The sequence below is a fragment of the Variovorax palleresanus genome, from assembly GCF_051144945.1.
Taxonomy (GTDB): Bacteria; Pseudomonadota; Gammaproteobacteria; order Burkholderiales; family Burkholderiaceae_C; genus Variovorax; species Variovorax paradoxus_S.
The window spans coordinates 2306373-2330138 of sequence record NZ_JBJNVP010000002.1 but is presented as its reverse complement, the minus strand read 5'-3'; the positions used below and the strand labels follow the sequence as shown (position 1 = coordinate 2330138).

At 65.3% G+C, this 23766-nt stretch carries 31 protein-coding genes; 26 read left to right on the top strand and 5 right to left on the bottom strand.

The annotated features are described in order from the left end of the window. Positions 1 to 72: 72 nt before the first annotated feature. The 6 genes from ACJ7Z0_RS14910 (at position 73) to ACJ7Z0_RS14885 (ending at position 5663) form a co-directional block, all read left to right on the top strand. Entirely contained in the window at positions 73 to 2058 is a 1986-nt protein-coding gene (locus ACJ7Z0_RS14910; protein WP_434790438.1) for an MFS transporter, read from the top strand. A gap of 148 nt (positions 2059 to 2206) precedes the next feature. Next, positions 2207 to 2713: a YiaA/YiaB family inner membrane protein gene (locus ACJ7Z0_RS14905; protein ID WP_434790437.1), complete on the top strand. Its 507-nt coding sequence runs from the start codon at positions 2207 to 2209 to the stop codon at positions 2711 to 2713. A 61-nt stretch (positions 2714 to 2774) separates the two neighbouring features. Beyond that, positions 2775 to 3242: a hypothetical protein gene (locus ACJ7Z0_RS14900; protein ID WP_434790436.1), complete on the top strand. Its 468-nt coding sequence runs from the start codon at positions 2775 to 2777 to the stop codon at positions 3240 to 3242. Then, a complete protein-coding gene (locus tag ACJ7Z0_RS14895; protein ID WP_434790435.1) occupies positions 3239 to 4033 on the top strand; it encodes a DUF2145 domain-containing protein in 795 nt (264 codons plus the stop codon). The genes ACJ7Z0_RS14900 and ACJ7Z0_RS14895 overlap by 4 nt, the downstream gene beginning before the upstream one ends. Positions 4034 to 4082: 49 nt before the next feature. Beyond that, the gene (locus ACJ7Z0_RS14890; RefSeq protein ID WP_434790434.1) at positions 4083 to 5192 is read left to right on the top strand and encodes a serine endopeptidase; all 1110 of its coding nucleotides are present in this window, start codon (positions 4083 to 4085) and stop codon (positions 5190 to 5192) included. 90 nt (positions 5193 to 5282) lie between these two features. Then, complete coding sequence (locus tag ACJ7Z0_RS14885) at positions 5283 to 5663, top strand: DUF3597 domain-containing protein (RefSeq protein ID WP_431126616.1); 381 nt, start codon at positions 5283 to 5285, stop codon at positions 5661 to 5663. Positions 5664 to 5735: 72 nt separating this feature from the next. Here ACJ7Z0_RS14885 and ACJ7Z0_RS14880 read toward each other — a convergent pair whose 3' ends face one another. Continuing rightward, positions 5736 to 6524, bottom strand: a complete 789-nt coding sequence (locus ACJ7Z0_RS14880) for an SDR family NAD(P)-dependent oxidoreductase (RefSeq protein ID WP_434790433.1) — start codon at positions 6522 to 6524, stop codon at positions 5736 to 5738. A gap of 153 nt (positions 6525 to 6677) precedes the next feature. Here ACJ7Z0_RS14880 and ACJ7Z0_RS14875 point away from each other — a divergent pair, with 153 nt between their 5' ends. Next, a complete protein-coding gene (locus ACJ7Z0_RS14875; RefSeq protein ID WP_434790432.1) occupies positions 6678 to 7034 on the top strand; it encodes a hypothetical protein in 357 nt (118 codons plus the stop codon). A gap of 28 nt (positions 7035 to 7062) precedes the next feature. On the opposite strand, the gene tgt is transcribed toward ACJ7Z0_RS14875, so the two are convergent. Together tgt and queA are read right to left on the bottom strand one after the other, a co-directional pair. After that, complete coding sequence (gene tgt, locus ACJ7Z0_RS14870) at positions 7063 to 8235, bottom strand: tRNA guanosine(34) transglycosylase Tgt (RefSeq protein ID WP_434790431.1); 1173 nt, start codon at positions 8233 to 8235, stop codon at positions 7063 to 7065. A gap of 11 nt (positions 8236 to 8246) precedes the next feature. Then, positions 8247 to 9293, bottom strand: coding sequence for a tRNA preQ1(34) S-adenosylmethionine ribosyltransferase-isomerase QueA (gene queA / locus ACJ7Z0_RS14865; RefSeq protein ID WP_434790430.1), 1047 nt, complete (start codon positions 9291 to 9293; stop codon positions 8247 to 8249). A gap of 82 nt (positions 9294 to 9375) precedes the next feature. Here queA and recG point away from each other — a divergent pair, with 82 nt between their 5' ends. The 4 genes from recG to ubiA all read left to right on the top strand — a co-directional run bounded on the left by recG (position 9376) and on the right by ubiA (position 14150). After that, the gene (gene recG, locus ACJ7Z0_RS14860; RefSeq protein ID WP_434790429.1) at positions 9376 to 11505 is read left to right on the top strand and encodes an ATP-dependent DNA helicase RecG; all 2130 of its coding nucleotides are present in this window, start codon (positions 9376 to 9378) and stop codon (positions 11503 to 11505) included. Positions 11506 to 11559: 54 nt separating this feature from the next. Continuing rightward, positions 11560 to 12525 (top strand): LysR substrate-binding domain-containing protein, encoded by a 966-nt coding sequence (locus tag ACJ7Z0_RS14855; RefSeq protein WP_431126635.1) that lies wholly within the window; start codon positions 11560 to 11562, stop codon positions 12523 to 12525. A gap of 136 nt (positions 12526 to 12661) precedes the next feature. Then, a complete protein-coding gene (locus ACJ7Z0_RS14850) occupies positions 12662 to 13225 on the top strand; it encodes a Dps family protein (protein WP_431126637.1) in 564 nt (187 codons plus the stop codon). A 70-nt stretch (positions 13226 to 13295) separates the two neighbouring features. After that, entirely contained in the window at positions 13296 to 14150 is an 855-nt protein-coding gene (gene ubiA / locus ACJ7Z0_RS14845) for a 4-hydroxybenzoate octaprenyltransferase (RefSeq protein ID WP_434790428.1), read from the top strand. Between the two features lie 21 nt (positions 14151 to 14171). Here ubiA and proC read toward each other — a convergent pair whose 3' ends face one another. Together proC and ACJ7Z0_RS14835 are read right to left on the bottom strand one after the other, a co-directional pair. Next, positions 14172 to 15029, bottom strand: a complete 858-nt coding sequence (gene proC / locus ACJ7Z0_RS14840; RefSeq protein ID WP_434790427.1) for a pyrroline-5-carboxylate reductase — start codon at positions 15027 to 15029, stop codon at positions 14172 to 14174. After that, positions 15026 to 16177, bottom strand: a complete 1152-nt coding sequence (locus ACJ7Z0_RS14835) for an esterase-like activity of phytase family protein (RefSeq protein ID WP_434792668.1) — start codon at positions 16175 to 16177, stop codon at positions 15026 to 15028. The genes proC and ACJ7Z0_RS14835 overlap by 4 nt, the downstream gene beginning before the upstream one ends. A 260-nt stretch (positions 16178 to 16437) precedes the next feature. On the opposite strand from ACJ7Z0_RS14835, the gene rplN reads away from it, so the two are divergent. The 15 genes from rplN (at position 16438) to rpsD (ending at position 23660) form a co-directional block, all read left to right on the top strand. Further along, positions 16438 to 16806 carry a 50S ribosomal protein L14 gene (rplN, locus tag ACJ7Z0_RS14830; RefSeq protein ID WP_009124801.1) on the top strand — a complete coding sequence of 123 codons (369 nt, stop codon included), beginning with the start codon at positions 16438 to 16440 and terminating at the stop codon, positions 16804 to 16806. Between the two features lie 13 nt (positions 16807 to 16819). Then, a complete protein-coding gene (gene rplX, locus ACJ7Z0_RS14825; RefSeq protein ID WP_015867799.1) occupies positions 16820 to 17152 on the top strand; it encodes a 50S ribosomal protein L24 in 333 nt (110 codons plus the stop codon). Between the two features lie 11 nt (positions 17153 to 17163). Beyond that, positions 17164 to 17703 carry a 50S ribosomal protein L5 gene (gene rplE / locus ACJ7Z0_RS14820; RefSeq protein WP_013544114.1) on the top strand — a complete coding sequence of 180 codons (540 nt, stop codon included), beginning with the start codon at positions 17164 to 17166 and terminating at the stop codon, positions 17701 to 17703. Positions 17704 to 17711: 8 nt separating this feature from the next. Further along, the gene (gene rpsN / locus ACJ7Z0_RS14815) at positions 17712 to 18017 is read left to right on the top strand and encodes a 30S ribosomal protein S14 (RefSeq protein WP_258502860.1); all 306 of its coding nucleotides are present in this window, start codon (positions 17712 to 17714) and stop codon (positions 18015 to 18017) included. Positions 18018 to 18037: 20 nt separating this feature from the next. Beyond that, positions 18038 to 18433, top strand: coding sequence for a 30S ribosomal protein S8 (rpsH, locus tag ACJ7Z0_RS14810; protein ID WP_015867797.1), 396 nt, complete (start codon positions 18038 to 18040; stop codon positions 18431 to 18433). Positions 18434 to 18457: 24 nt separating this feature from the next. Further along, the gene (gene rplF, locus ACJ7Z0_RS14805) at positions 18458 to 18991 is read left to right on the top strand and encodes a 50S ribosomal protein L6 (protein ID WP_028258412.1); all 534 of its coding nucleotides are present in this window, start codon (positions 18458 to 18460) and stop codon (positions 18989 to 18991) included. A 14-nt stretch (positions 18992 to 19005) separates the two neighbouring features. Next, complete coding sequence (rplR, locus tag ACJ7Z0_RS14800) at positions 19006 to 19371, top strand: 50S ribosomal protein L18 (RefSeq protein ID WP_038111818.1); 366 nt, start codon at positions 19006 to 19008, stop codon at positions 19369 to 19371. A gap of 18 nt (positions 19372 to 19389) precedes the next feature. Continuing rightward, complete coding sequence (gene rpsE / locus ACJ7Z0_RS14795) at positions 19390 to 19908, top strand: 30S ribosomal protein S5 (protein WP_042577478.1); 519 nt, start codon at positions 19390 to 19392, stop codon at positions 19906 to 19908. 35 nt (positions 19909 to 19943) lie between these two features. After that, the gene (gene rpmD, locus ACJ7Z0_RS14790) at positions 19944 to 20129 is read left to right on the top strand and encodes a 50S ribosomal protein L30 (protein ID WP_009124818.1); all 186 of its coding nucleotides are present in this window, start codon (positions 19944 to 19946) and stop codon (positions 20127 to 20129) included. 11 nt (positions 20130 to 20140) lie between these two features. Next, entirely contained in the window at positions 20141 to 20572 is a 432-nt protein-coding gene (gene rplO, locus ACJ7Z0_RS14785) for a 50S ribosomal protein L15 (protein ID WP_434790426.1), read from the top strand. Positions 20573 to 20598: 26 nt separating this feature from the next. Beyond that, the gene (secY, locus tag ACJ7Z0_RS14780; protein WP_431126646.1) at positions 20599 to 21912 is read left to right on the top strand and encodes a preprotein translocase subunit SecY; all 1314 of its coding nucleotides are present in this window, start codon (positions 20599 to 20601) and stop codon (positions 21910 to 21912) included. Between the two features lie 74 nt (positions 21913 to 21986). Further along, entirely contained in the window at positions 21987 to 22100 is a 114-nt protein-coding gene (gene rpmJ / locus ACJ7Z0_RS14775) for a 50S ribosomal protein L36 (RefSeq protein WP_013544106.1), read from the top strand. Between the two features lie 23 nt (positions 22101 to 22123). Further along, positions 22124 to 22489 (top strand): 30S ribosomal protein S13, encoded by a 366-nt coding sequence (gene rpsM / locus ACJ7Z0_RS14770; RefSeq protein WP_013544105.1) that lies wholly within the window; start codon positions 22124 to 22126, stop codon positions 22487 to 22489. Positions 22490 to 22501: 12 nt separating this feature from the next. Beyond that, the gene (rpsK, locus tag ACJ7Z0_RS14765) at positions 22502 to 22906 is read left to right on the top strand and encodes a 30S ribosomal protein S11 (protein WP_009124825.1); all 405 of its coding nucleotides are present in this window, start codon (positions 22502 to 22504) and stop codon (positions 22904 to 22906) included. Between the two features lie 130 nt (positions 22907 to 23036). Continuing rightward, the gene (gene rpsD / locus ACJ7Z0_RS14760; protein ID WP_013544104.1) at positions 23037 to 23660 is read left to right on the top strand and encodes a 30S ribosomal protein S4; all 624 of its coding nucleotides are present in this window, start codon (positions 23037 to 23039) and stop codon (positions 23658 to 23660) included. The last annotated feature ends 106 nt before the right edge of the window (positions 23661 to 23766 follow it).

The following is a 23766-nucleotide window of genomic DNA, read 5'->3' as shown; positions in this document are numbered from 1 at the left end:
GGAGCCGGATCCTCGGTGTTCCACGACGAAGAAGCGGAGACCGTGTGTAGATAACAAGAGGAGATGCTTCGAATGACGAACCCCGCCGCTGCTGCTGCCGTTACCGCGCCTCACGAAGCGAACGCGCACGCCAACCAGTTCGCGCTTCTCGGGCAGCGGCGCTTCGCGCCCTTCTTCTGGACGCAGTTCGCGGGGGCGGCGAACGACAATCTCTTCAAGTTCGCCTTCACCGTGATGGTGACCTACCAGCTCCAGCTGACCTGGATGCCGCCGGCCATGGCGGGCCTGGCCATCGGCGCGTTGTTCATCCTGCCGTTCCTGCTGTTTTCCGCCACGGCCGGGCAGCTCACCGACAAGTTCGACAAGACGAAGATGATCCGCTTCGTGAAGAACCTCGAGATCGCGATCATGCTGCTCGCGGCCTGGGGCTTCGTCAGGGCCGATGCGGTGGTGCTGCTGGGCTGCGTGTTCCTCATGGGCCTGCATTCCACGCTGTTCGGGCCGGTCAAGTTTGCCTACCTGCCGCAGGTGCTCGATGCGCGCGAGCTCACGGGCGGCAACGGCATGGTCGAGATGGGCACCTTCGTCGCCATCCTGCTCGGCCAGGTGGCTGGCGGGCTGCTGGTGGCCTTGCCGCAGGTCGGCCACACCACGGTGGCCGTGGCCTGCCTGCTGCTGGCGCTGGTCGGGCGCGGCGTGGCGCAGGCCATTCCACCGGCGCCCGCGACCGATCCGGGGCTGGTGATCAACTGGAACCCGTTCAGCGAGACCTGGCGCAACCTCAAGCTCGCGCACGGCAACATCGTGGTGTTCCGGTCGCTGCTGGGCATTTCGTGGATGTGGTTCTTCGGCGCGGTGTTCCTGAGCCAGTTCCCCAGCTTCGCGAAAGAAGTGCTGCATGGCGACGAGCAGGTCGCTTCGCTGCTGCTGGTGGTGTTCTCCGTGGGCATCGGCATCGGCTCGCTGCTGTGCGAGACGCTGAGCCGCCGGCAGGTGGAAATCGGCCTCGTGCCGCTGGGCGCCATCGGCATGAGCGTGTTTGCCATCGACCTTTACTTTGCGTCGCGCGGTCTGCCGCCCGCACCCGCGGCGGCGGGTGCTCTTGCCGCCTCGGCGGTCATGGGGCTCGGCACCTTCGTGAGCCAGGCCGCGCACTGGCGCGTGATGGCCGACCTGGCGCTGCTGTCGCTCTTCGCGGGCCTGTACAGCGTGCCGATGTACGCGCTGATCCAGCTGCGCAGCCAGCCCACGCACCGCGCGCGCATCATCGCGGCCAACAACATCCTCAATGCGCTGTTCATGATCGGCAGCTCGGTCATCGCGGGCGCGCTGCTCGGCGCCGGCTTCACGATTCCGCAGATCTTCCTTTTCACCGGCATCGCCAACGCGCTGGTGGCGTTCTACATCTTCATGCTGGTGCCGGAGTATCTGCTGCGCTTCATCGCGTGGCTGCTGTCGCACTTCGTCTACCGCTTCGAGATCAAGGGCGACCAGCACATTCCGACCGAAGGCGCGGCGGTGCTGGTGTGCAACCACGTGAGCTTCATCGACGCGATCCTGCTGATGGCGGCGAGCCCGCGCCCGATCCGCTTCATCATGGACCACCGGATCTTCAAGGTGCCGGTGCTCGGGTGGCTGTTCAAGCTGGCCAAGGCCATTCCCATCGCGCCGCAGAAGGAAGACCCCGCCGCCTACGAAGCCGCCTTTGCCAGGGCGCTGCAGGTGCTGCGCGAAGGCGACCTGCTGGCGATCTTTCCCGAAGGCGCCATCACGCGCGACGGCACGCTGCAACCCTTCAAGGGCGGCGTGATGAAGATCATCGAAGCCGCGCGCGCCGAGGGCATCGAGCCGCCGGTCGTTCCGATGGCGCTGACCAACCTCTGGGGCTCCTACTTCAGCCGCATCGAGCTGCGCGGCGGCCAGAACGTGGCCATGGCCAAGCCCTTCCGCCGCGGCTTCTACAGCCGCGTGGGGCTCCATGTCGGCCACGCGGTGCCGCCAGCCGACGTGCGGCCCGAGACGCTGCAGCAGCGCGTGAGTGGCTTGCTGGCCACCTAGGCCCGGCCTTGCCGGCACGCCCGGCATCAAAAAAGTATCTTTCCAAGATACCTGCAGCGGCTCAAACCAGAACTGGTTGAAGCATTTGATCCTCGCGGTGCGGGAGCGAACCATCATTCGCTCACCTTCACTACGCCGCGAGGCTTTCATGCAACCCTTCCCTTCCACCACCGTTTCGATCCAGCGCGACACGCGGGCCTGGCAGCTGCAGGTCTGGGCTTCTTTCGCGATTGCCGTGTTCCTGTGCGCCACCGGCTTGAGCTGGCTGCCGGGCGAGGCGCTGGACCGTGCGTTCATGGTGATGGGCTACGTGTTCTGCCTCAGCACCGCCTTCATGCTGGCCAAGTTCATTCGAGACAACCAGCACGCGGACGCCGGCGGCGCCGCAGGCCGCGACGTGCCGATGTGGCGCCTGGTGGTCTGGGGCAGCTTCTTCACCGCCATGGGCCTGACCGGCTGGGGCCTCGTCCGCATGGAGATCAACGACGCCTACAAGGCCTTCCTGGGCGTGAGCTGGCTGTTCCTGATCAGCTCGGCCTTCACGCTGGCCAAGACGCTGCGCGACCGCCACGAAGCCGACCTGGTCGAAGCGCGCCTGCAAGGCCGCCGCGCCGCCCGCCAGGAAAGCGCTGCTTCTTCGGCCTCGGCCGAATGAGTGCCGCTTCTGCTTCTCCTTGCTTCATCTCGACCCGCACATCAACCAACGAAAGACCGTCATGAATAAGTCGATTGCTTCTCTTCTGATCGCCGCTTGCACCGCATTCGCAGGCGCCACGCTCCCTCTTCATGCCCAGGCCCAAGCCCGGGGTTCCGAGGCTTCGGCCGCACTCTCGCTGCTCCCCGTGGCGTCGGTCGTGGGTGCCGCTTCAGCCGTGGGCGCTTCGGCCACGGCGGTGGTCGCGGTGCCTGCTGCGCTGTCGGTGGGCGGCTCGATGCTGACGGTGATTGCGGTCGAGGCTTCGGCCGATGGCACCGTCTACCTGCTGGAACGGGCTTCGGACGGCGCCCGCGCCAGCGTCAAGGTGATGGCGCGCGCCGCCAACGGCGTGTCCGCGGCGGTCGGCACGGGCGTGCTGGTCAGCGTGATCGGCAGCGGCGTGGTGCTGTCGGCCGCGGGCGAGGTGCTGGCCTTCGTGCCCAACGCCATCGGCCGCGCGCTGCTGCACAACGAGAGGCTGTCATGAAGCGCGCGCTTGTTTCATCGCTGCTGCTTGCGCTCGCGATCGCCATGCCGCTGCAGGCACAGGCCGGCCGCTCCTGCGAACAGGCCAAGCCGACTGCCGAGCTGATCGTCAAGGGCATGCAGCTGGCCGAGCGCACGTCGCAGCAGCTGGATGCGAGCGGCGCCCGGGTCGTGCTGCTGGCGCGGGCCGGGCAGGACCTCGGCAAGTACGGCCTGCGCTATTCGCACCTTGGCATCGCCTACAAGACCGAACAGGGTCCGTGGCGCGTGGTGCACAAGCTCAACCAGTGCGGCACGTCCGAGGCCGCGGTGTACCGGCAGGGGCTCGGCGAGTTTTTCCTCGACGATCTGTGGCGCTACGAAGCGGCCTGGGCGGTGCCCACGCCGCAGGTGCAAACGCAGCTGCTGGCCGCGTTGCACGAATCGCCGTCGCGCATCGTGCGGCTGAACATTGCGCCCTACAGCATCGTGAGCTACGTCTGGGGCCAGAAATACCAGCAGTCGAACCAGTGGGCCGTCGAGACGCTGGCCGCAGCCATGGAGCCCGCCACCATCGCCAATCGCGGGCAGGCGCAGGCGTGGATGCAGTTCAAGGGCTACGAACCGACGACACTGCGGCTCGGCCCACTCACGCGCCTGGGCGGCCGAGTAGGCTCGGCCAACGTGGCGTTCGACGATCACCCGAACGACAAGCGGTTTTCGGACCGCATCGAAACGGTCACGGTCGATTCGGTGTTCGCATGGCTGCCGCGCGCGGGACTGGGTGCGGCGCCGGTGGCGTTCAAGCTGTAGGTTGCAACGGGGCGTTCGCGCTTCGCAAGGAAAACGAGAAAGAAAAGAAATGAGCAAGTCATTGCGTCTGTCCGAAAAGTGGTTTCGCCGCGGCCTGTGGCTGGTGGCCTTGGTGTTCGCAAGCTTCCTGATCGGGCTCGGCGGCACCGTCGTTGGCGATCTGCCGCGGGTCGAGCGAGCGCTCGAACTCGACGACTTCATCGACCGTGCCGCGGCCGCGCCGCTGCGCGAGACGATCAAGGCGGCGGAAAAGACCGAACTGGCCGCGTCGCGGGAGCTCGAGCAGATCAGCCTGCAGCTCAGTGCCGCGCACCAGGCGAGCGCCAACGCACGCGAGACCTTCGGCAACTGGATTGCCACCCGACGCGCCACCGCGCAGCCCGACCAGGACCCGGAGCTCATCGCGCGCACCAAGGCGCTCGACGCGCTCAAGAACAAGGAAGACGCCGTGCAGCGCAAGGTGGACGCGCAGCATCAGATCGTGATCGATGCGCGGCAGGGCGAGCAGCGCGCCCGCGAATCGCTGGCGGTGCTGGAGCGCACCGCTCAGGACAAGCTGGACGCCGAGTACCGCCGCGTCGAACTGCGCGTGTTCGGCTACAGGCTTGCGCTCACGCTGCCCCTGCTGGCGGTGGCGGGCTGGTTGTTCGTGAAGAAGCGCAAGGGCACCTACTGGCCCTTTGTCTGGGGCTTCATCTTCTTTGCGCTGTTCGCTTTCTTCGTCGAGCTGGTGCCCTACATGCCGAGTTACGGCGGCTACGTGCGCTACGTGGTGGGCATCCTGGTCACAGTGCTCGTGGGACGCTACGCCATCGTCGCGCTGAACCGCTACCTTGCGCGCCAGAAGCTGGCCGAGCAGCAGCCCGACCAGGTGCGGCGCGAAGAGCTCAGCTACGACACCGCGCTCACGCGGCTCGGCAAGAACGTTTGCCCCGGCTGCGAGCGGCCAGTGGACCTGAAGAACAACGAGATCGACTTCTGCCCGCATTGCGGCATCGGCCTGTTCGACCATTGCGGCCAGTGTGAAACCCGCAAGGGCGCGTTCTCGAAGTTCTGCCATGCCTGCGGCACCTCCGCTGCGCCGCGGGTGCCGCTCGCATCGGCTGCAGGGTCTGTGGATTCGTTCACACCCGGCGCACCGGCTCAGCCCGCCGTGTAGCGGAAGCGCCGCACCACCGTGCTACAACGTCCGGCTGCGACACCGACGTGGCCGCGGGTTTTCAGTTTTCAACATTGATGGAGCACACGCATGAGCATTTTCGGCAGCATTCTTTCCAAGATCTTCCCGTCCGCAAACGCCGCCAACGCACCTGCGGCTGCTCCGGAACCCGCCCCCGCGGGCGCTCCGGCCGCGGCGGCACCGCCGCCCGCCATCACGGTGGTGGACGTCGAGGCCCTGCTCGACGGCATGCCCGGCGCGAGCAGCCTGAACTGGCGCACCTCCATCGTCGACCTGATGAAGCTGCTCGGGCTGGACAGCAGCCTCGACGCGCGCAAGCAGCTGGCCGCCGAACTCAGCTACGGCGCGGATACGAGCGACAGCGCCAAGATGAACATCTGGCTGCATCGCCAGGTCATGACCAAGCTGGCGGCCAACGGCGGCAAGGTTCCGGCCGAACTGCGCGATTGATCGTCCGCCCCCCTCGACGCAAGAAGCCCGGCATGCCGGGCTTCTTGCTTTTGGGGAGAGGGCGCGAGAGGCTCAGGTCCAGCCGGCATCCACCACGAAGTCTTGCGCGGTGCACATCTTCGAATCGTCGGCGGCAAGGAAGAGCGCCATGGCGGCAATGTCCTCGGCCATCACGCGGCCCGGCAGGCACTGGGCCGCATCGATCTCGGCGCCCGACTCCGGCTTGACCCACAGCTTGATCTGCCGCTCGGTCATGACCCAGCCCGGCACGATCGAATTGACGCGGATGTTCTCTTTGCCCAGGTCGCGCGCCAGCGAACGCGTGAGGCCGCGCGCGGCGGCCTTGCAGGCCTGGTAGACCGGGTAGCCCCGGCCCTTGATCATCCAGCTGATCGAGCCGAAGTTGATGATCGATCCGCCGCGCAGCGCGCGCATGTCGTCCGCCACGGCCTGCGCGGCGAAGAACTGGTGCTTGAAGTTGACCGCCACCAGGCGATCGAAGTCTTCGCTGGTCACGTCGGCCATGTCGTGGCGCCGGTCGTTGGCCGCGTTGTTCAGCAGCACGCCGATGGGACCGAACTGCGCGCGAACCGCGGCAATGGCGGCGATGAGCGCGGGGGTGTCGGTCACGTCGCACTCGCAAAACAGCGCCGGGTTGCTGCCTTGCAATCTGGACGCGAGCGCTTGGCCCGCGGCAGCGTCGAGATCGCAGAAGCCGACCTTCGCGCCCTGGGCGTGGAACGCCCGCACCAGCCCTTCGCCGATGCCGGTGGCACCGCCTGAAATGAACACGGTGCGGCCGGCCAGCGAGGGATAGCTGGCGGTGTAGGCAGTGGGTGGTGAGGAGGAAGCGGTGGTCATGCCGTTGAGCGTAGCGGATGAACGAATCGGCGCGCACCCGGTGTACTCCTGCATACCTCTGGCGTACGTGGCGTATGGCTTCCGGCATGTGGGCAACGGGCACTTGCGTGGCTACGCTTGCGGCCCATGAACACCCTTTACCGTCGCCGTGCAATGACCGGCCTCGCCGCCCTGGCGATTCTTCCGCTGGCCGCTGCCGTGCAGCCCGTCCGGGCACAAACGCCCGCGTCCGTTCAACTCTTCAAACTGGTTTCGCCACGCGACGAGATCGTCGTCGGCGTGGAGGCCGCGCAACTCGGCACGGGCTCGGGCCCCGCCGTGCAGCGCCTGGCCGAATTGCTGGCAGCCAAGGGGCATCTCACGCTCTGGCAATACGCATCGCAGAAGGACGCCGGCGGCGCCTTGGTGCAGGCCCCGCTGCGGCAGGTGGCGGTCTTCAAGAACGAGCTGCTGCGCATCGAGCCTTACACCACGCCGCTGGCGGTCAAGGCGCCGGCAGCCGCGAAGTAAACGGAAACGGTGCGCCGATGCGCGGCGGCTACACGCCGCGCGCGCGGTCGGCCTTGAAGCGGGCCCTGAATGCCGTGAAGCTGTCCGCCTCGAGGGCTTCGCGGATTTCGCGCATGAGATTCAGGTAGTAGTGCAGGTTGTGGATGGTGGTGAGCATCGGGCCCAGCATCTCGGCGCAGCGGTCCAGGTGGTGCAAGTAGGCACGGCTGAAGCCTTCGCGCCCACCGTCGTTCCACGAGACGCCCGAGGTGCCCGCGCAGGCGTGGCAGGTGCAGCTCGGGTCGATGGGCTGCGGATCGTTCTTGTGGCGCGCGTTGCGCATCTTCAGGTCGCCGAAGCGCGTGAACAGCGTGCCGTTGCGCGCATTGCGCGTGGGCATCACGCAGTCGAACATGTCGACGCCGTCGGCCACGCCCTGCACCAGGTCTTCGGGCGTGCCCACACCCATCAGGTAGCGCGGCTTGTGGGCCGGCAGCCGGTGCGGCGTGTGGCCCATGATGTGCAGCATCTCTTCCTTGGGCTCGCCCACGCTCACGCCACCGATGGCGTAGCCCGGAAAGTCCATCTCCACCAGTGCGGCGAGCGACTCCTCGCGCAGGTTCTCGAACATGCCGCCCTGCACGATGCCGAACAGCGCGTTCGGGTTCTCGAGCCGCGCGAATTCGTGCTGGCAGCGCTTGGCCCAGCGCAGGCTCAGCTCCATCGAGATGCGCGCCTCGGCCTCGGTGGTGATGTGGCCCTTGGTGTCGTAGGGCGTGCACTCGTCGAACTGCATCACGATGTCGCTGTTCAGGATGGTCTGGATCTGCATCGAGACCTCGGGCGTGAGAAACAGCTTGTCGCCGTTGACGGGCGAGGCGAACTTCACGCCTTCCTCGCTGATCTTGCGCATGGCGCCCAGCGACCAGACCTGGAAGCCGCCCGAGTCGGTGAGGATCGGCTTGTTCCATTTCTCGAACTGGTGCAGCCCGCCAAAGCTCGCCATCACGTCCAGGCCGGGGCGCATCCAGAGGTGAAAGGTGTTGCCCAGGATGATCTGCGCGCCCATCTCTTCCAGGCTGCGCGGCATCACGCCCTTGACGGTGCCGTAGGTGCCCACGGGCATGAAGATCGGCGTCTGCACCACGCCGTGGTTGAGCGTGAGCGTGCCGCGGCGCGCGTGGCTGTCGGTGTCGGCTTTGAGGAGTTCGAAGTTCAGCATGGTCGTTGTCTTCAATCTTGTCGTTGTCGTGCCAGCAGCATGGCGTCGCCGTAGCTGAAGAAGCGGTATCGGTGGGCAATGGCGTGGGCGTACAGCGACATCACGCGCTCGTAGCCCGCGAAGGCCGAGACCAGCATCATCAGCGTGCTCTTCGGCAAATGAAAGTTGGTCACCAGCAGGTCGACGTGCTCGAACGCAAAGCCCGGCGTGATGAAGATGCGCGTGTCGCCCGTGGCCTCGCCGCTCTTGGCCCACGATTCGAGCGTGCGCACGGTGGTGGTGCCGACCGCGACGACGCGGCCGCCGCGTGCCTTGCACTCGGCGATCGCGCGCTGCGTGGCCGCGGGCACTTCGTAGCGCTCGGCGTGCATCGTGTGTTCTGCGATGTTCTCGGTCTTCACCGGCTGGAAGGTGCCGGCGCCCACATGCAAGGTGACGTTGGCGCGCTGCACGCCGCGGGTTTCGAGTTCGTCCAGCAGCGCTTCGTCGAAATGCAATGCGGCCGTCGGTGCGGCCACGGCGCCGGGCACGCGCGCGAACACAGTCTGGTAGCGGCACTCGTCGTCGGCCGAATCGGTGTGGGTGATGTAGGGCGGCAGCGGCACGTGGCCGCAGCGGGCCATCAGCGCGTAGGGGTCTTCGCCCGCGTCGCTCTCGAAGCCGAAGCGGAACAGCGCGCCGTCTTCCTCGGGCCAACGCCCCAGGAGCGTCGCGCGGAAGCCGCCCACCATCTGCAGCGTGGTGCCCACCGGCGGCTTCTTGCTGACCTTCATGTGGGCCACCACTTCATGACCCTGCAGCACGCGCTCGACCAGCAGTTCGAGCTTGCCGCCGGTCGGCTTCTCGCCGAAGAGACGCGCCTTGACGACGCGCGTGTCGTTGAAGACCAGCAGGTCGCCTGCGCGCAACAGCGAAGGCAGGTTCTTGAAGATGCGGTCGACCGGGGCGCTGCCTGTGCCGTCGAGGAGGCGGGAGGACGTGCGTTCGGGGGCCGGGTGTTGCGCCACCAGTTCGGGCGGCAGGGCGAAATCGAAATCGGAGAGCGTGAAGGCGCGCATGGTGCTTGAGGGCCGGACGGGCCCGTGCCAAGGAGGCATGGAAAGGAAGAAGAACAAGGCTGGAGCCGGGCAGAATTGTCCCATGCCCGCTTCCGCGAAGTCAGTGCGCCCCCAAAAGACCGCAAACCCGCCCACCGTCGCCCCAGCCGCGCCCGGCGCCGGGCTGAGCCTCGTGCAGCGCGCGCTGCGCAAGCTCGGGCTCGTGCGCGACATCGACTTTGCGCTCTACCTTCCGATGCGCTACGAGGACGAGACGCGCATCGTGCGGCTGGCCGACACGCGCGACGGCGACATGGCGCAGGTCGAGGGCGTGGTGACCGAGTGCGAGGTGGTGTACCGACCGCGCCGCCAGTTGCTCGCCACCATCGACGACGGCAGCGACACCTGCCAGCTGCGCTTCTTCAATTTCTATCCCTCGCAGCAAAAGCAGCTCGCGGTCGGCGCGCGGGTGCGCGTGCGCGGCGAGGTGCGTGGCGGTTTCGTCGGGCGGCAGATGATGCATCCGACGGTCAAGGCGGCCGGTACTGCGCTGCCCGAAGCGCTGACGCCCGTGTACTCCACCGTGGCCGGCCTGCCGCAGCCGGTGCTCCGGCGCGAGGTGCGCTCGGGGCTGGCGCGCGCGGTGCTCGACGAGACGATTCCCGTGCAGATCGGACTGCGCGGCGCATGGGACCTGCGCAGTGCGTTGACCTTTCTGCACTACCCCACGCCCGACGTGGCGATGGCGACGCTCGAAGACCACAGCCATCCGGCGTGGCAGCGCATCAAGGCGGAGGAGCTGCTGGCGCAGCAGCTGTCGCAGCTGCAGGCGCGGCTGGAGCGTGCGGCGCAGCGCGCGCCGATGCTGCCCGCTTCGCCCGAGCCCCGGCCGGCCTCGCTGCATGCGCAGTTGCTCGCGGTGCTGCCCTTCGGCCTCACGGGCGCGCAGCAGCGCGTGGGTGAAGAGATCACGCGCGACCTGGGCCGCGAGATTCCGATGCACCGCCTGCTGCAGGGCGACGTGGGCTCGGGCAAGACCGTGGTGGCGGCGCTCGCGGCGGCGCGCTGCATCGACGCGGGCTTTCAGTGCGCGTTGATGGCGCCCACCGAGATTCTTGCGGCCCAGCACTTCGGCAAGCTGGTCGGCTGGCTCGATCCGCTGCTGGCCGAGCGCGGCCTGCGGGTGGCCTGGCTCACGGGGAGCCAGAAGAAGAAGGAGCGCGACGCGATGTCGGCCGCGGTCGAGAGCGGCGAGGCCGCGCTGGTCATCGGCACCCACGCCGTCATTTCTGAAAAGGTGCGCTTCAAGAACCTGGCGCTCGCCATCATCGACGAGCAGCACCGCTTCGGCGTGGCGCAGCGGCTGGCGCTGCGCGGCAAGGCCGTGGGCCATCTCGAGCCGCACCTGTTGATGATGAGCGCCACGCCGATCCCGCGCACGCTGGCGATGAGCTACTACGCCGACCTGGATGTTTCCACGCTCGACGAGCTGCCGCCGGGCCGCACGCCCATCGTCACCAAGCTGGTGGCCGACCACCGGCGCGACGAGGTGATCGCGCGCATCCAGGCACAGCTCGGGCAGGGGCGGCAGGTCTACTGGGTCTGTCCGCTCATCGAGGAGAGCGAGGCCGTCGATCTGCGCAACGCCACCGAAACGCGCGACGAGCTCGCGGGTTCATTGGGCTCGGCGGTCAACGTCGGGCTGCTGCACTCGCGCATGCCCACGGCCGAGAAGCAGGCGGTGATGGCGGCCTTCACCGCCAACGAAATCCAGGTGCTGGTGAGCACCACCGTGATCGAGGTGGGCGTGGACGTGCCCAACGCCTCGCTGATGGTGATCGAGCATGCCGAGCGCTTCGGCCTCTCGCAACTGCACCAGCTGCGCGGCCGCGTGGGGCGCGGTGCCGCGGCCTCGGCCTGCGTGCTGCTCTATGCGCCCGGCGACAGCGGCCGCGTGGGCGAAGCCGCACGCGCGCGGCTCAAGGCCATGGCCGAAACCAGCGACGGCTTCGAGATTGCGCGGCGCGACCTCGAGATCCGTGGGCCGGGCGAATTTTTGGGCGCACGCCAGTCGGGCGCGCCGCTGCTGCGCTTTGCCGACCTGGCCACCGACGTGATGCTGCTCGACTGGGCGCGCGAGCTGGCGCCGCGCATGCTCGAGAAGCACCCCGACCTGGCCCAGCGCCACATCGATCGCTGGCTCGGCACCAAGGCCGAGTACCTGAAGGCGTAGGCCGACCCCAGACAATGCCCGGTCACGGAGGCTTGCGCATAATTGACGCAAGCTATGACTCTCACCGAACTCAAATACATCGTCGCAGTCGCCCGCGAACGGCACTTCGGCAAGGCGGCCGAGGCCTGCTACGTCTCCCAACCGACTCTCTCCGTGGCCATCAAGAAGCTCGAGGACGAGCTCGAGGTCAAGCTCTTCGAGCGCAGCGCCGGCGAAGTGACCGTCACGCCGCTCGGCGAGCAGATCGTGCAGCAGGCGCAGAGCGTGCTCGACCAGGCCGCCAGCATCAAGGAAATTGCCAAGCGCGGGAAGGACCCGTTGGCCGGCCCGCTGAACCTTGGCGTGATCTACACCATCGGCCCGTACCTGCTGCCCGACCTCGTGCGCCAGGTGATTGCGCGCACGCCGCAGATGCCGCTGGTGCTGCAAGAAAATTTCACCGCCAAGCTGCTCGAGATGCTGCGTGCCGGCGAGATCGACTGCGCGATCATGGCCGAGCCTTTTCCCGACACGGGCCTGGCGATGGCGCCGCTCTACGACGAGCCCTTCATGGCGGCGCTGCCCACCAAGCACAAGTTCGCGGACCGCGAATCCATCACTTCAGAAGAGCTGCAGAACGAAACCATGCTGTTGCTCGGCACCGGCCATTGCTTTCGCGACCATGTGCTGGAGGTGTGTCCCGAGTTCGCGCGCTTCTCGAGCAATGCCGAGGGCATTCGCAAGAGCTTCGAGGGCTCGTCGCTCGAAACCATCAAGCACATGGTGGCCTCGGGCATGGGCGTGACGCTGGTGCCGCGCCTGTCGGTGCCTGCCGAAGCGCTCAAGCTCAAGGTGAAGGGGCGCAAGGAGCCCGAGCAGATGGTGCGTTACCTGCCGGTGCGCGACGCGCAGGACCGCGATCCGCCCACGCGGCGCGTGGTGCTGGCCTGGCGCCGCACCTTCACGCGCTATGAAGCGATTGCCGCGTTGCGCAACGCTATCTATGCGTGCGAGCTGCCGGGCGTCAAGCGGCTGTCATAGAAGAATTGCGAACTCGGCCTACGCGGCGACCGTTCGATTTCGTTCATCGCCGGGATAGAGTGACGCTGTTGCGAAGCCGCGGGTCGGCTTTCAGAATCAAGGTGTCCGTCAATAGTTGAAGAAAGAGTTTCACGCCATGGCAAAAGCATTGAAGAAAACGTCGTCGGGCAAGGTGCCCAAGAAGGGCGGCGCTCTGGTGGCGCAGGAGTCCGGCAGCCGCAACGCGCCCATCATCAACATCGGCATCGAGCGCCAGGACCGCGCCGCCATTGCCGAAGGCCTGAGCCGCGTGCTGGCCGACACCTACACGCTCTACCTCACGACCCACAACTTTCACTGGAACGTGACGGGGCCGCACTTCAACTCGCTGCATGCGATGTTCATGGGCCAGTACACCGAACTCTGGGGCGCTACCGACGTGCTCGCGGAGCGCATTCGCGCGCTGGGCCACTACGCGCCGGGCTCTTACGCCGAGTTCAGCAAGATCGCCACCGTGCCGGACGTGCCGCAGACCCCGCCCAAGGCGATGGAGATGGTGCGCATCCTGGTCAAGGGCCACGAGACCGTGTCGCGCATCGCGCGCGAATTCATTCCCGTGGCCGAGGAGGCCGGTGACGACCCGACGGCCGACATGCTGACCGCGCGCTGCACGGTGCACGACCAGACCGCATGGATGCTGCGTTCGCTGCTCGAAGACTGAAAAAGCGCCCGGGGCCTCCGAGCCCCGGCACCGAGAGCGGCACAATGGCCGCTCTTTTTTTGCCTGCCGCATGCTTGCCCGCCGTTTTGCGCTCTATCTCGACCTGATTCGCTGGAACCGCCCCGCGGGCTGGCTGCTGCTGCTCTGGCCCACGCTGGGGGCGCTCTGGTTTGCGGCCGAGGGCTGGCCGGGCTGGCATCTGCTGACGGTGTTCGTGCTGGGCACCATCCTCATGCGCAGCGCGGGCTGCTGCGTCAACGACGTGGCCGACCGCGACTTCGACCGCCACGTGAAGCGGACCGCGGAGCGGCCGGTGACGAGCGGCGCGGTTTCGGTCAGGGAAGCGCTGCTGCTCGGTGCGGTGCTGGCGCTCGCGGCCTTCGCTCTGGTGCTCACGACCAATCGGCTCACCATTCTTTGGTCGTTCGCGGCGCTGGCCATCACGCTGGTCTATCCGTTCGCCAAGCGCTTCGTGTCGGTTCCCCAGGCGGTGCTCGGCATCGCCTTCAGCTTCGGCATCCCGATGGCTTTTGCGGCGGTGCAATCCACGGTTCCGGTGTTCGCTGCCTGGCTGCTGGCCGGCAACCTGTTCTGGGTGCTGGCCTACGACACCGAATACGCAATGGTCGACCGTGACGACGACCTCAAGATCGGCATGAAGACCTCGGCCATCACCTTCGGCCAATTCGACGTGGCGGCCGTGATGGCGAGCTACGGCGTATTTCTGGCGGTCTGGGCCTGGGCCGGCCGCGGCCTCGGGGCCGTGTTTTTCGCAGCCATCGGCATCGCCGTGGCGCAGGCCGTCTGGCACTGGCAGCTGATTCGCGGTCGCACCCGCGACGGCTGCTTCAAGGCCTTCCGCCTGAACCACTGGCTCGGCTTCACGGTGTTCGCCGGCGTCGCGGCCGGCTATGCGCTGAAGTAGATGGGGCGATGAGCGGGGCTCTCAGGCCTTGCCGAATTCCTCGCCCAGTTCGGCCGCGCGTTTCTGCGCCGCGCGAATCGCGGTCTTGAACTTCGCCTTGACGTCGGCCCCCTCGAGCGAGCTGAGCGCCGCATGGGTCGTTCCACCCTTCGAGGTCACGCGTTCGCGCAGCACCGACGGTGGCTCGGTGGCGCTGTGCGCCAGTGCCGAGGCCCCGGTGAAGGTGCCGATGGCCAGCCGCTGGGCCTGGTCGGGCGGCAGGCCCATTTCGATGCCGGCTTCGGTCATGGCCTCGATGAAATAGAACACGTAGGCCGGGCCCGAGCCGGACATGGCCGTGACCGCGTCGAGCGCGGCTTCGTCGTCGACCCAGAGCAGTTCGCCGGTCGGTGCCAGCAGCTGCCCGACCAGGGCGCGGTCGGCGGCGTCCACCCCGGCGCGTGCATAGAGGCCCGTCATGCCCTGGCCGACCAGCGCGGGCGTGTTGGGCATGGCGCGCACCACGCGTTCGGCGCCGAGCCAGCGCGCAATGCTGCCCGACGGAATGCCTGCCGCCACGCTCAGGTGCAGCGCGTTTTCGGCGAACGGGCGCACCGGCAGGGCGGCGTCCGCAAAAGTCTGCGGCTTGACCGCCCACACCACCACCGCGCAGCGCGAAAGGGCTTCGCCGGCCTCGGCGCGCGCGATGATGCCGAAGGACTGCGCCAGCTTCCGGCGAGCCTCCTCGAAAGGTTCGACCACCTCGAAGGCGTCGGCGGGCGTGCCCTGCTTGATGAGGCCGCCGATGATGGCGCTGGCCATGTTGCCGCCGCCGATGAAGGCAATGGGGGGAAGCGGCGCCGGGCCGGTGCGGGGCAGGAATGTGACGGCAATGGTCATGGTCGGTCGGTGTATTCGAATGCCGCGAACTGGGTTGTCTGCAGCGGGTTGAAATTGTCGTCGCTCACCACCACCAGCATGCGCTTGCCGTCCGGCAGCGCCGGCCCCCAGCATATGCCTTCGGTGTTGTCGAGGCGCGAAAGGCCGAGCTGGGCAAAGTCGGCGACCAGCGTCTTTGCCGCGGGACGATGGTTGCCCGCGGCGAGCGTGTCGGTCGCCAGCACGTCGGTGGCGTCACGGGTGTCGATCTCGTACAGGCGCAGCGAGTTTCCGGCGCCCGTGGCATAGGCGCGTTCCAGCACCAGCATGCGGTCGGCATCGAGCATCAGGACCTCGGTGATGCCATTGTCGGCATGGCTGCCGGGAATCAGCGGCCGCAGCGGGATCGCGTCGGGAACATAGGCGATCTGGCGCGTGGCCTGGCCGGTTTCCAGGTCCATCCGGGTCAGCCGGCAGGGCCCGCCCGGCGCCTTGGTGGTGGGAATCGGGCCGTCCTGGACCAGCGCGCTTTCCATTGCAAGCCAGGCGTGGCGGCCGTCGGGCGTCAGCGCCAGGCCTTCCAGGCCCAGGTTGTCGCGCAGGCCACGGCGCTGCGAGGCATCGGCATTGAACATGGCCGGCAGGGGAAACTCGCGCAGCAGCCGGCCATCGCGCGCCGATTCGTAGAAAGCCGGTCCGAACCCCCGTGTCACATCGCCTTCGCTGGTCCAAAGCAGGGTGCCGGCGCCGGGCCGCAGGCGCAGCGCCTCGGGGTCGGGTACGGGCATCCGGGCTTCGACCCGTCGGCGCGCGAGCCAGGGGCCGCCGCCGGGGCGTTGCAATTCCACGACGCTCTTCGGCGCGGGTGGCTGCAGCCACGGCGGTGCCCATTGAGCGGTATAAAAACGGGCGGGGTTCAGGTCTGACCGGTCATCACTGAGAAGGATGTACTCACTTCTTTCCGTGTCGTAGTCGATGCCGGAGAGGCCACCCGCCGTTGTGCCTTGTATAATATTCAGCCGGTGCGGCCAGTACGCCTCGGCCACGCGGCGCAACCGTGACGCTGCGGCAGGCGGCGGGATTACAGGGCTGCCGCAGCCGGCCAGTCCTCCGAGCCCCGCCAGCCCCGCCGCAGCGGCGGCCGTGCTGGCCAGCAGCCTGCGGCGCAGGGGAGACGCGGGAGCTACTACGGGGCCTGAATTGACGGTACGCACGCCGCCAAGTCTAGTTCCAGTGCATTTCGCGTCAGAAGGCAGTTGACATGCCCTGGTCACCGTGCAACAATCGCAGGCTTCGCTTCAAAAAAGGCGAAGCTTTCAGCCCAAAGCGGAAGTGCCTCGAGTGGTTCGAGGTGCAGACGACGGGCCCAAGACTGACCGCAGCGTTTCCCTCCCGGAGACGCATCGGTACAAGTTGGGAACTACTAGCAATGATCCAAACTGAATCCCGGCTCGAAGTGGCCGACAACACAGGCGCGAAGTCCGTCCTGTGTATCAAGGTGCTCGGTGGCTCCAAGCGGCGTTACGCCAGCGTGGGCGACGTCATCAAGGTGAGCATCAAGGAAGCCGCTCCGCGTGGTCGCGTCAAAAAGGGCGAGATCTACAGCGCAGTGGTGGTCCGCACCGCCAAGGGCATCCGTCGCGCCGACGGCTCCCTCGTTAAATTCGATGGCAACGCAGCCGTGTTGCTCAACGCCAAGCTGGAGCCTATCGGCACCCGCATCTTCGGACCGGTGACGCGCGAGCTGCGCACCGAAAAGTTCATGAAGATCGTGTCGCTGGCCCCCGAAGTTCTTTAAGGACAACAACGCCATGAACAAGATTCGCAAAGGCGACCAGGTCATCGTGTTGGCCGGGCGCGACAAAGGCAAGCGCGGCACCGTCTCGCTTCGCAAGGACGATTCGCACCTCGTCGTCGAGGGCGTGAACATCGTCAAGAAGCACGCCAAGCCGAACCCCCTCAAGGGTACGACCGGCGGCATCGTCGAAAAGACCATGCCCATCCACCAATCCAACGTGGCGATCTTCAATGCCGCGACCGGCAAGGCCGATCGCGTGGGCATCAAGATCACCCAGGGTGCTGACGGCAAGCGCGTGGCTGTTCGCGTCTTCAAGTCCAGCGGCGACGAAATCAAGTTCGCCTAAGAGGTACTCACATGGCACGTCTCCAACAACACTATCGCGAAAAGATCGCGAAAGACCTGACGGAAAAGTTCGGCTACAAGTCGCCGATGCAGGTCCCCCGCCTCACCAAGATCACGCTCAACATGGGTGTGGGTGAAGCTGTCGCCGACAAGAAGGTTCTCGACAACGCTGTCGCCGACCTGACCAAGATCGCCGGCCAGAAGCCCGTGGTCACCAAGTCGAAGAAGGCCATCGCCGGTTTCAAGATCCGCGAAAACCAGCCCATCGGCTGCATGGTCACGCTGCGTGGCGTGCAGATGTATGAGTTCCTGGACCGTTTCGTGACCATCGCGCTGCCGCGTGTTCGCGACTTCCGCGGCATCTCCGGCCGTGCGTTCGACGGCCGTGGCAACTACAACATCGGCGTCAAGGAACAGATCATTTTCCCTGAGATCGAATACGACAAGGTCGATGCCCTGCGCGGTCTCAATATCAGCATCACGACGACGGCCAAGACCGACGAAGAAGCCAAGGCGCTTCTCGCTGGTTTCCGTTTCCCGTTCAAGAACTGAGGTGATCTGTGGCTAAAGCATCTTTGATCCAGCGCGAACTCAAGCGCGACAAGCTGGTCGCCAAGTACGCTGCGAAGCACGCGGAACTGAAGGCAATTTCCAACGACGTGAAGAAGAGCGACGAAGAGCGCGCTGCTGCCCGCCTGGGCCTGCAAAAGCTCCCGCGCAACGCGAACCCCACGCGTCAGCGCAACCGCTGCGAAATCACCGGTCGCCCCCGTGGCACCTTCCGTCAATTCGGTCTGGCCCGCGCCAAGATCCGCGAACTGGCTTTCAATGGCGACATCCCCGGTGTCACCAAGGCCAGCTGGTAAGCCAGGCAGGAGCAAACAACATGAGCATGAGTGATCCCATTGCCGACCTGCTGACGCGTATCCGTAACGCGCAGATGGTGGCGAAGCCCACTGTGTCGGTCCCGTCTTCCAAGGTGAAGATCGCGATCTCGCAGGTCCTGAAGGACGAGGGCTATATCGACGGTTTCCAGGTCAAGACCGAAGACGGCAAGACCGAACTCGTCATTACCCTGAAGTACTACGCTGGCCGTCCGGTCATCGAGCGCATCGAGCGCGTGAGCCGTCCCGGCCTGCGCGTCTACAAGGCCAGTGCTTCCATTCCGCAAGTCCAGAACGGCCTCGGCGTTGCGATCGTCACGACCCCCAAGGGCGTGATGACGGACCGCAAGGCACGCGCTACCGGTGTCGGTGGCGAAGTGCTGTGCTACGTCGCCTAACCGAGACATCGAGGAGTAACTGAAATGTCCCGAGTAGGAAAAATGCCGATCACCATCCCCGCAGGCGTGGATGTGTCGATCAAGGAAGACCAGATCAGCGTCAAGGGTACGGGCGGCACGCTCAACCTTGCACGCAATGCCCTGGTCAAGGTCGTCAGCAATGACGGCAAGCTGAACTTCGAGCCCGCCAACGAGTCGCGTGAAGCGAACGCGATGAGCGGCACGATCCGTCAGCTGGTGAACAACATGGTGGTTGGCGTGACCAAGGGCTTCGAGAAGAAGCTCAACCTGGTCGGCGTCGGCTACAAGGCTGCAGCCTCCAACAACAAGTTGAACCTGCAAGTCGGTTACTCGCACCCGGTCAACATCGAAATGCCGCAAGGCATCACGGTGGCCACCGCGACCCCGACCGAAATCGTGATCAAGGGTGCTGACCGTCAGCGCGTTGGTCAAATCGCCGCTGAGATCCGCGCTGTTCGTCCGCCTGAGCCTTACAAGGGCAAGGGCATCCGTTATTCGGACGAGAAGATCGTGATCAAAGAGACCAAGAAGAAGTAAGGGGCAGCAAAATGATGTTGACCAAAAAAGCACAGCGTCTTCGCCGCTCGCGCCAGACCCGCATCCGCATCGCGACGCAGGGCGTGGCCCGTCTGACGGTGAACCGCACCAACCTGCACATCTACGCCACCGTCATCTCCGACGACGGCACCAAGGTGATTGCCACCGCATCGACGGCCGAAGCCGAAGTGCGCACCGCACTCGGCGGCTCGGGCAAGGGCGGCAATGCCGCCGCTGCAACGGCCATCGGCAAGCGCATCGCTGAAAAGGCGAAGGCTGCCGGCGTCGAGAAGGTCGCCTTCGACCGCGCAGGTTTTGCGTACCACGGCCGCGTCAAGGCGCTGGCCGATGCGGCTCGCGAAGCCGGTCTGCAGTTCTAACCGGACACGAGATTCAAAATGGCAAAGATTCAAGCAAGAACGCAGAACGAAGGCCCTGAAGACGGTTTGCGCGAGAAGATGATCGCGATCAACCGCGTCACCAAGGTGGTGAAGGGTGGTCGTATCCTCGGTTTCGCAGCACTGACCGTCGTGGGCGACGGCGAAGGCCGCGTCGGCATGGGCAAGGGCAAGTCGAAGGAAGTGCCTGCTGCCGTGCAAAAGGCGATGGAAGAAGCCCGCCGCAACCTGGCCAAGATCTCGATCAAGAACGGCACGCTGCATCACCGCGTGACGGGTCACCATGGCGCCGCCTCGGTCGTCATGATCCCCGCCCCGAAGGGTACCGGCATCATCGCCGGCGGCCCGATGCGCGCCGTGTTCGAAGTCATGGGCATCACCGACATCGTGGCCAAGAGCCATGGTTCGTCGAACCCCTACAACATGGTTCGCGCCACGCTCGACGGGTTGAAGAACTCGACGACCGCGTCCGAAGTGGCTGCCAAGCGCGGCCTGACCGTCGAAGAAATCTTCGCCTGAGCGCAAGCTCTCGCAAGGCTGAAGGAAGCATTCAAATGACGACGCAACAACAAACCCTCAAGGTGCAATTGGTCAAGAGCCCGATTGGCACCAAGGAATCGCATCGCGCGACCGTGCGTGGCCTCGGCCTGCGCAAGCTCAACAGCGTGAGCGAGCTGCAAGACACCCCGGCGGTGCGCGGCATGATCAACAAGATCAGTTATCTGGTCAAAGTTCTGTAAGAGAGACTGATATGGAACTCAATGGCATCAAGCCGGCGGATGGCGCCAAGCACGCCAAGCGCCGCGTCGGCCGCGGTATCGGCTCCGGTATCGGCAAGACCGCAGGTCGCGGTCACAAGGGTCAGAAGTCGCGCGCAGGCGGTTTCCACAAGGTCGGCTTCGAAGGCGGTCAAATGCCGCTGCAGCGTCGCCTGCCGAAGCGTGGCTTCAAGTCGCACCTGCTGAAGTTCAACGCCGAAGTCACGCTGACTGCCCTCGAGCAGCTCGGCCTGGCCGAAGTCGATGTCCTGGCACTCAAGCAAGCCGGCCTCGTGGGCCAGCTCGCCAAGGTGGTCAAGGTCATCAAGACCGGTGAACTCACCAAGGCCGTCAAGCTGACGGGCGTGGGCGCAACCGCTGGTGCCAAGGCTGCCATCGAAGCAGCCGGCGGCAGCATCGCCTGATCACACTGGACTGAAAGAAGTTCTTCGTGGCAACTAACGCGGCAACGATCGCAAAAACAGGCAAGTTCGGCGACCTCCGTCGTCGGCTCGTCTTTTTGCTGCTCGCGCTCGTGGTCTACCGGATCGGCGCGCACATTCCTGTGCCGGGCATCAACCCGGACCAGCTGGCTGCGTTGTTCCAGGGCCAGCAGGGCGGCATCCTGAGCCTGTTCAACATGTTCTCGGGCGGGGCGCTGTCGCGCTTCACCGTGTTCGCGTTGGGGATCATGCCGTACATCTCGGCGTCGATCATCATGCAGCTGATGACCTACGTGCTTCCGACCTTCGAGCAATTGAAGAAGGAAGGCGAGGCCGGCCGCCGCAAGATCACGCAGTACACACGCTACGGCGCACTCGGCCTGGCCCTGTTCCAGTCGTTCAGCATCGCAGTGGCCCTCGAATCGTCGGCTGGCCTCGTCATCGCCCCCGGTTTCGGCTTCCGCCTGACCGCGATGGTGAGCCTCACGGCAGGTTCGATGTTCCTGATGTGGCTCGGCGAGCAGATCACCGAACGCGGCCTGGGCAACGGCATCTCGATCCTGATCTTTGCAGGTATCGCCGCCGGTCTGCCGAGCGCCATCGGCGGCCTCGCTTCGCTGGTGACCACCGGTGCAATGAATCCGATCATTGCGCTCTTCATCATCGCGGTCGTGGTGCTGGTCACCTACTTCGTGGTGTTCGTCGAACGCGGCCAGCGCAAGATCCTCGTGAACTATGCGCGGCGCCAGGTCGGCAACAAGGTCTATGGCGGCCAGTCGTCGCACCTGCCCTTGAAGCTGAACATGGCCGGTGTGATTCCGCCGATCTTCGCCTCGTCGATCATCCTGCTGCCGGCAACGGTGGTCGGCTGGTTCAGCGCCGGCGAAGGTGGTTTCCGGTGGATCAAGGACATTGCCGGCGCACTGCGTCCGGGCGAGCCGATCTACGTGCTGCTGTACGCTGCCGCGATCGTTTTCTTCTGCTTCTTCTACACGGCACTCGTGTTCAACAGCAAGGAAACGGCCGACAACCTGAAGAAGAGCGGTGCATTCATTCCGGGTATCCGTCCGGGTGACCAGACCGCTCGCTATATCGACAAGATTCTGGTTCGCCTGACGTTGGCCGGCGCGGTGTACATCACCTTCGTCTGCCTGCTGCCCGAGTTCCTGATCCTGAAGTACAACGTGCCGTTCTACTTCGGTGGTACCTCCCTGCTGATCATCGTGGTCGTCACGATGGACTTCATGGCCCAGGTGCAAAACTACATGATGTCCCAGCAGTACGAATCGCTGCTGAAGAAGGCCAACTTCAAGACATCGTAGGGCTGTGAGTTTCAGTATTGAGAATTTGGGTGTGGGCGGTGTACCGCCACGTTAAACAGTTTTAGGAGAATGAAATGAGAGTTTCGGCTTCGGTCAAAACCATCTGCCGTAATTGCAAGGTCATCCGCCGTAAAGGTGTGGTGCGTGTGATTTGCACCGACCCGCGCCACAAGCAGCGCCAGGGTTGATTGAAGAGTATTAGAGGACGCACATGGCACGTATTGCTGGCATCAACATTCCGCCGCACAAGCACGCTGAAATCGGCCTGACCGCCATCTTCGGCATCGGTCGCACCCGCGCCCGTCAAATCTGCGAAGCGAGCGGCATCGAATATTCGAAGAAGATCAAGGATCTGACCGACGCCGATCTCGAAAAGATCCGCGACCAGATCGCTCTCTTCACCATCGAAGGCGATCTGCGTCGCGAGACGACGATGAACATCAAGCGTTTGATGGACATCGGCTGCTATCGCGGCTTCCGTCACCGTCGCGGCCTGCCGATGCGCGGCCAGCGCACGCGCACCAATGCCCGCACCCGCAAGGGTCCGCGCAAGGCTGCGCAGTCCCTGAAGAAATAAGGATAGACCAGCATGGCTAAAGCACCTGCAAACAACGCCGCACAGCGCGTTCGCAAGAAGGTTCGCAAGAACGTTGCGGACGGTATCGCCCACGTGCATGCCTCGTTCAACAACACCATCATCACGATCACCGATCGCCAGGGCAACGCCCTGTCGTGGGCTTCGTCGGGTGGCCAGGGCTTCAAGGGCTCGCGCAAGTCGACGCCGTTCGCTGCGCAGGTGGCTTCCGAAGTGGCCGGCCGTGCTGCTGTCGAACAAGGTATCAAGAACCTCGACGTCGAGATCAAGGGCCCGGGCCCCGGTCGCGAATCGTCGGTGCGCGCACTGGCTGCGCTCGGCATCCGGATCAATTCCATTGCCGACGTGACGCCCGTTCCGCACAACGGCTGCCGTCCCCAGAAGCGTCGCCGCATCTGATCGTCAGTCCGCAAGGCGCAGCCGGCTTTTGAGCGGCTGCGCATTTGTTTTTTTACTAAGCCCACCGCCATCCGCGTCCGCGCCGATGGCTCCCGCAGGCAACTGCGGCAGATGACACAAAGGAAAACTCGTGGCACGCTACCTCGGCCCCAAGGCCAAACTCTCCCGCCGTGAAGGCACCGACCTGTTCCTGAAGAGCGCCCGCCGCTCCATCCAGGACAAGGCCAAGTTCGATTCCAAGCCCGGCCAGCATGGCCGCACTTCGGGTCAGCGCACCTCCGACTACGGCCTGCAGCTGCGCGAAAAGCAGAAGGTCAAGCGCATGTACGGCGTGCTCGAGAAGCAGTTCCGCCGCTACTTCGAAGAAGCTGATCGTCGCCGTGGCAACACGGGCGCCAACCTGCTGTTCATCCTCGAATCGCGCTTGGACAACGTCGTCTACCGCATGGGCTTCGGCTCGACGCGCGCCGAAGCACGCCAGCTCGTGTCGCACAAGGCGATCACGGTGAATGGCCAGTCGGTCAACATCCCGTCGTACCTGGTGAAGACCGGCGACGTGATCGCCGTTCGCGACAAGTCGAAGAAGCAGACCCGTATTGCCGAAGCGCTCCAGCTCGCCCAACAAGTCGGTATCCCGGCCTGGGTCGAAGTGAATGCCGACAAGGCCGAAGGCACCTTCAAGAAGGTGCCCGATCGCGACGAATTCGCAGCCGACATCAACGAATCGCTGATCGTCGAACTGTACTCGCGCTAAACAGACGATAACGGGCCGCCCTTCGCGGCCCGAATTTGATTTTTTTGTTCCCATCGGGAGGCACTCTCGACGGGTGCTTCACCAGCCTTACCGGTGTAACGAGCCG

Excerpts from the sequence above, each read along its gene's own strand:
- ACJ7Z0_RS14910 (WP_434790438.1), top strand. The coding sequence starts at position 73 with ATGACGAACCCCGCCGCTGCTGCTGCCGTTACCGCGCCTCACGAAGCG.
- ACJ7Z0_RS14905 (WP_434790437.1), top strand. The coding sequence starts at position 2,207 with ATGCAACCCTTCCCTTCCACCACCGTTTCGATCCAGCGCGACACGCGG.
- ACJ7Z0_RS14900 (WP_434790436.1), top strand. The coding sequence starts at position 2,775 with ATGAATAAGTCGATTGCTTCTCTTCTGATCGCCGCTTGCACCGCATTC.
- ACJ7Z0_RS14895 (WP_434790435.1), top strand. The coding sequence starts at position 3,239 with ATGAAGCGCGCGCTTGTTTCATCGCTGCTGCTTGCGCTCGCGATCGCC.
- ACJ7Z0_RS14890 (WP_434790434.1), top strand. The coding sequence starts at position 4,083 with ATGAGCAAGTCATTGCGTCTGTCCGAAAAGTGGTTTCGCCGCGGCCTG.
- ACJ7Z0_RS14885 (WP_431126616.1), top strand. The coding sequence starts at position 5,283 with ATGAGCATTTTCGGCAGCATTCTTTCCAAGATCTTCCCGTCCGCAAAC.
- ACJ7Z0_RS14880 (WP_434790433.1), bottom strand. The coding sequence starts at position 6,524 with ATGACCACCGCTTCCTCCTCACCACCCACTGCCTACACCGCCAGCTAT.
- ACJ7Z0_RS14875 (WP_434790432.1), top strand. The coding sequence starts at position 6,678 with ATGACCGGCCTCGCCGCCCTGGCGATTCTTCCGCTGGCCGCTGCCGTG.
- tgt (WP_434790431.1), bottom strand. The coding sequence starts at position 8,235 with ATGCTGAACTTCGAACTCCTCAAAGCCGACACCGACAGCCACGCGCGC.
- queA (WP_434790430.1), bottom strand. The coding sequence starts at position 9,293 with ATGCGCGCCTTCACGCTCTCCGATTTCGATTTCGCCCTGCCGCCCGAA.
- recG (WP_434790429.1), top strand. The coding sequence starts at position 9,376 with ATGCCCGCTTCCGCGAAGTCAGTGCGCCCCCAAAAGACCGCAAACCCG.
- ACJ7Z0_RS14855 (WP_431126635.1), top strand. The coding sequence starts at position 11,560 with ATGACTCTCACCGAACTCAAATACATCGTCGCAGTCGCCCGCGAACGG.
- ACJ7Z0_RS14850 (WP_431126637.1), top strand. The coding sequence starts at position 12,662 with ATGGCAAAAGCATTGAAGAAAACGTCGTCGGGCAAGGTGCCCAAGAAG.
- ubiA (WP_434790428.1), top strand. The coding sequence starts at position 13,296 with ATGCTTGCCCGCCGTTTTGCGCTCTATCTCGACCTGATTCGCTGGAAC.
- proC (WP_434790427.1), bottom strand. The coding sequence starts at position 15,029 with ATGACCATTGCCGTCACATTCCTGCCCCGCACCGGCCCGGCGCCGCTT.
- rplN (WP_009124801.1), top strand. The coding sequence starts at position 16,438 with ATGATCCAAACTGAATCCCGGCTCGAAGTGGCCGACAACACAGGCGCG.
- rplX (WP_015867799.1), top strand. The coding sequence starts at position 16,820 with ATGAACAAGATTCGCAAAGGCGACCAGGTCATCGTGTTGGCCGGGCGC.
- rplE (WP_013544114.1), top strand. The coding sequence starts at position 17,164 with ATGGCACGTCTCCAACAACACTATCGCGAAAAGATCGCGAAAGACCTG.
- rpsH (WP_015867797.1), top strand. The coding sequence starts at position 18,038 with ATGAGCATGAGTGATCCCATTGCCGACCTGCTGACGCGTATCCGTAAC.
- rplF (WP_028258412.1), top strand. The coding sequence starts at position 18,458 with ATGTCCCGAGTAGGAAAAATGCCGATCACCATCCCCGCAGGCGTGGAT.
- rplR (WP_038111818.1), top strand. The coding sequence starts at position 19,006 with ATGTTGACCAAAAAAGCACAGCGTCTTCGCCGCTCGCGCCAGACCCGC.
- rpsE (WP_042577478.1), top strand. The coding sequence starts at position 19,390 with ATGGCAAAGATTCAAGCAAGAACGCAGAACGAAGGCCCTGAAGACGGT.
- rpmD (WP_009124818.1), top strand. The coding sequence starts at position 19,944 with ATGACGACGCAACAACAAACCCTCAAGGTGCAATTGGTCAAGAGCCCG.
- rplO (WP_434790426.1), top strand. The coding sequence starts at position 20,141 with ATGGAACTCAATGGCATCAAGCCGGCGGATGGCGCCAAGCACGCCAAG.
- rpmJ (WP_013544106.1), top strand. The coding sequence starts at position 21,987 with ATGAGAGTTTCGGCTTCGGTCAAAACCATCTGCCGTAATTGCAAGGTC.
- rpsM (WP_013544105.1), top strand. The coding sequence starts at position 22,124 with ATGGCACGTATTGCTGGCATCAACATTCCGCCGCACAAGCACGCTGAA.
- rpsK (WP_009124825.1), top strand. The coding sequence starts at position 22,502 with ATGGCTAAAGCACCTGCAAACAACGCCGCACAGCGCGTTCGCAAGAAG.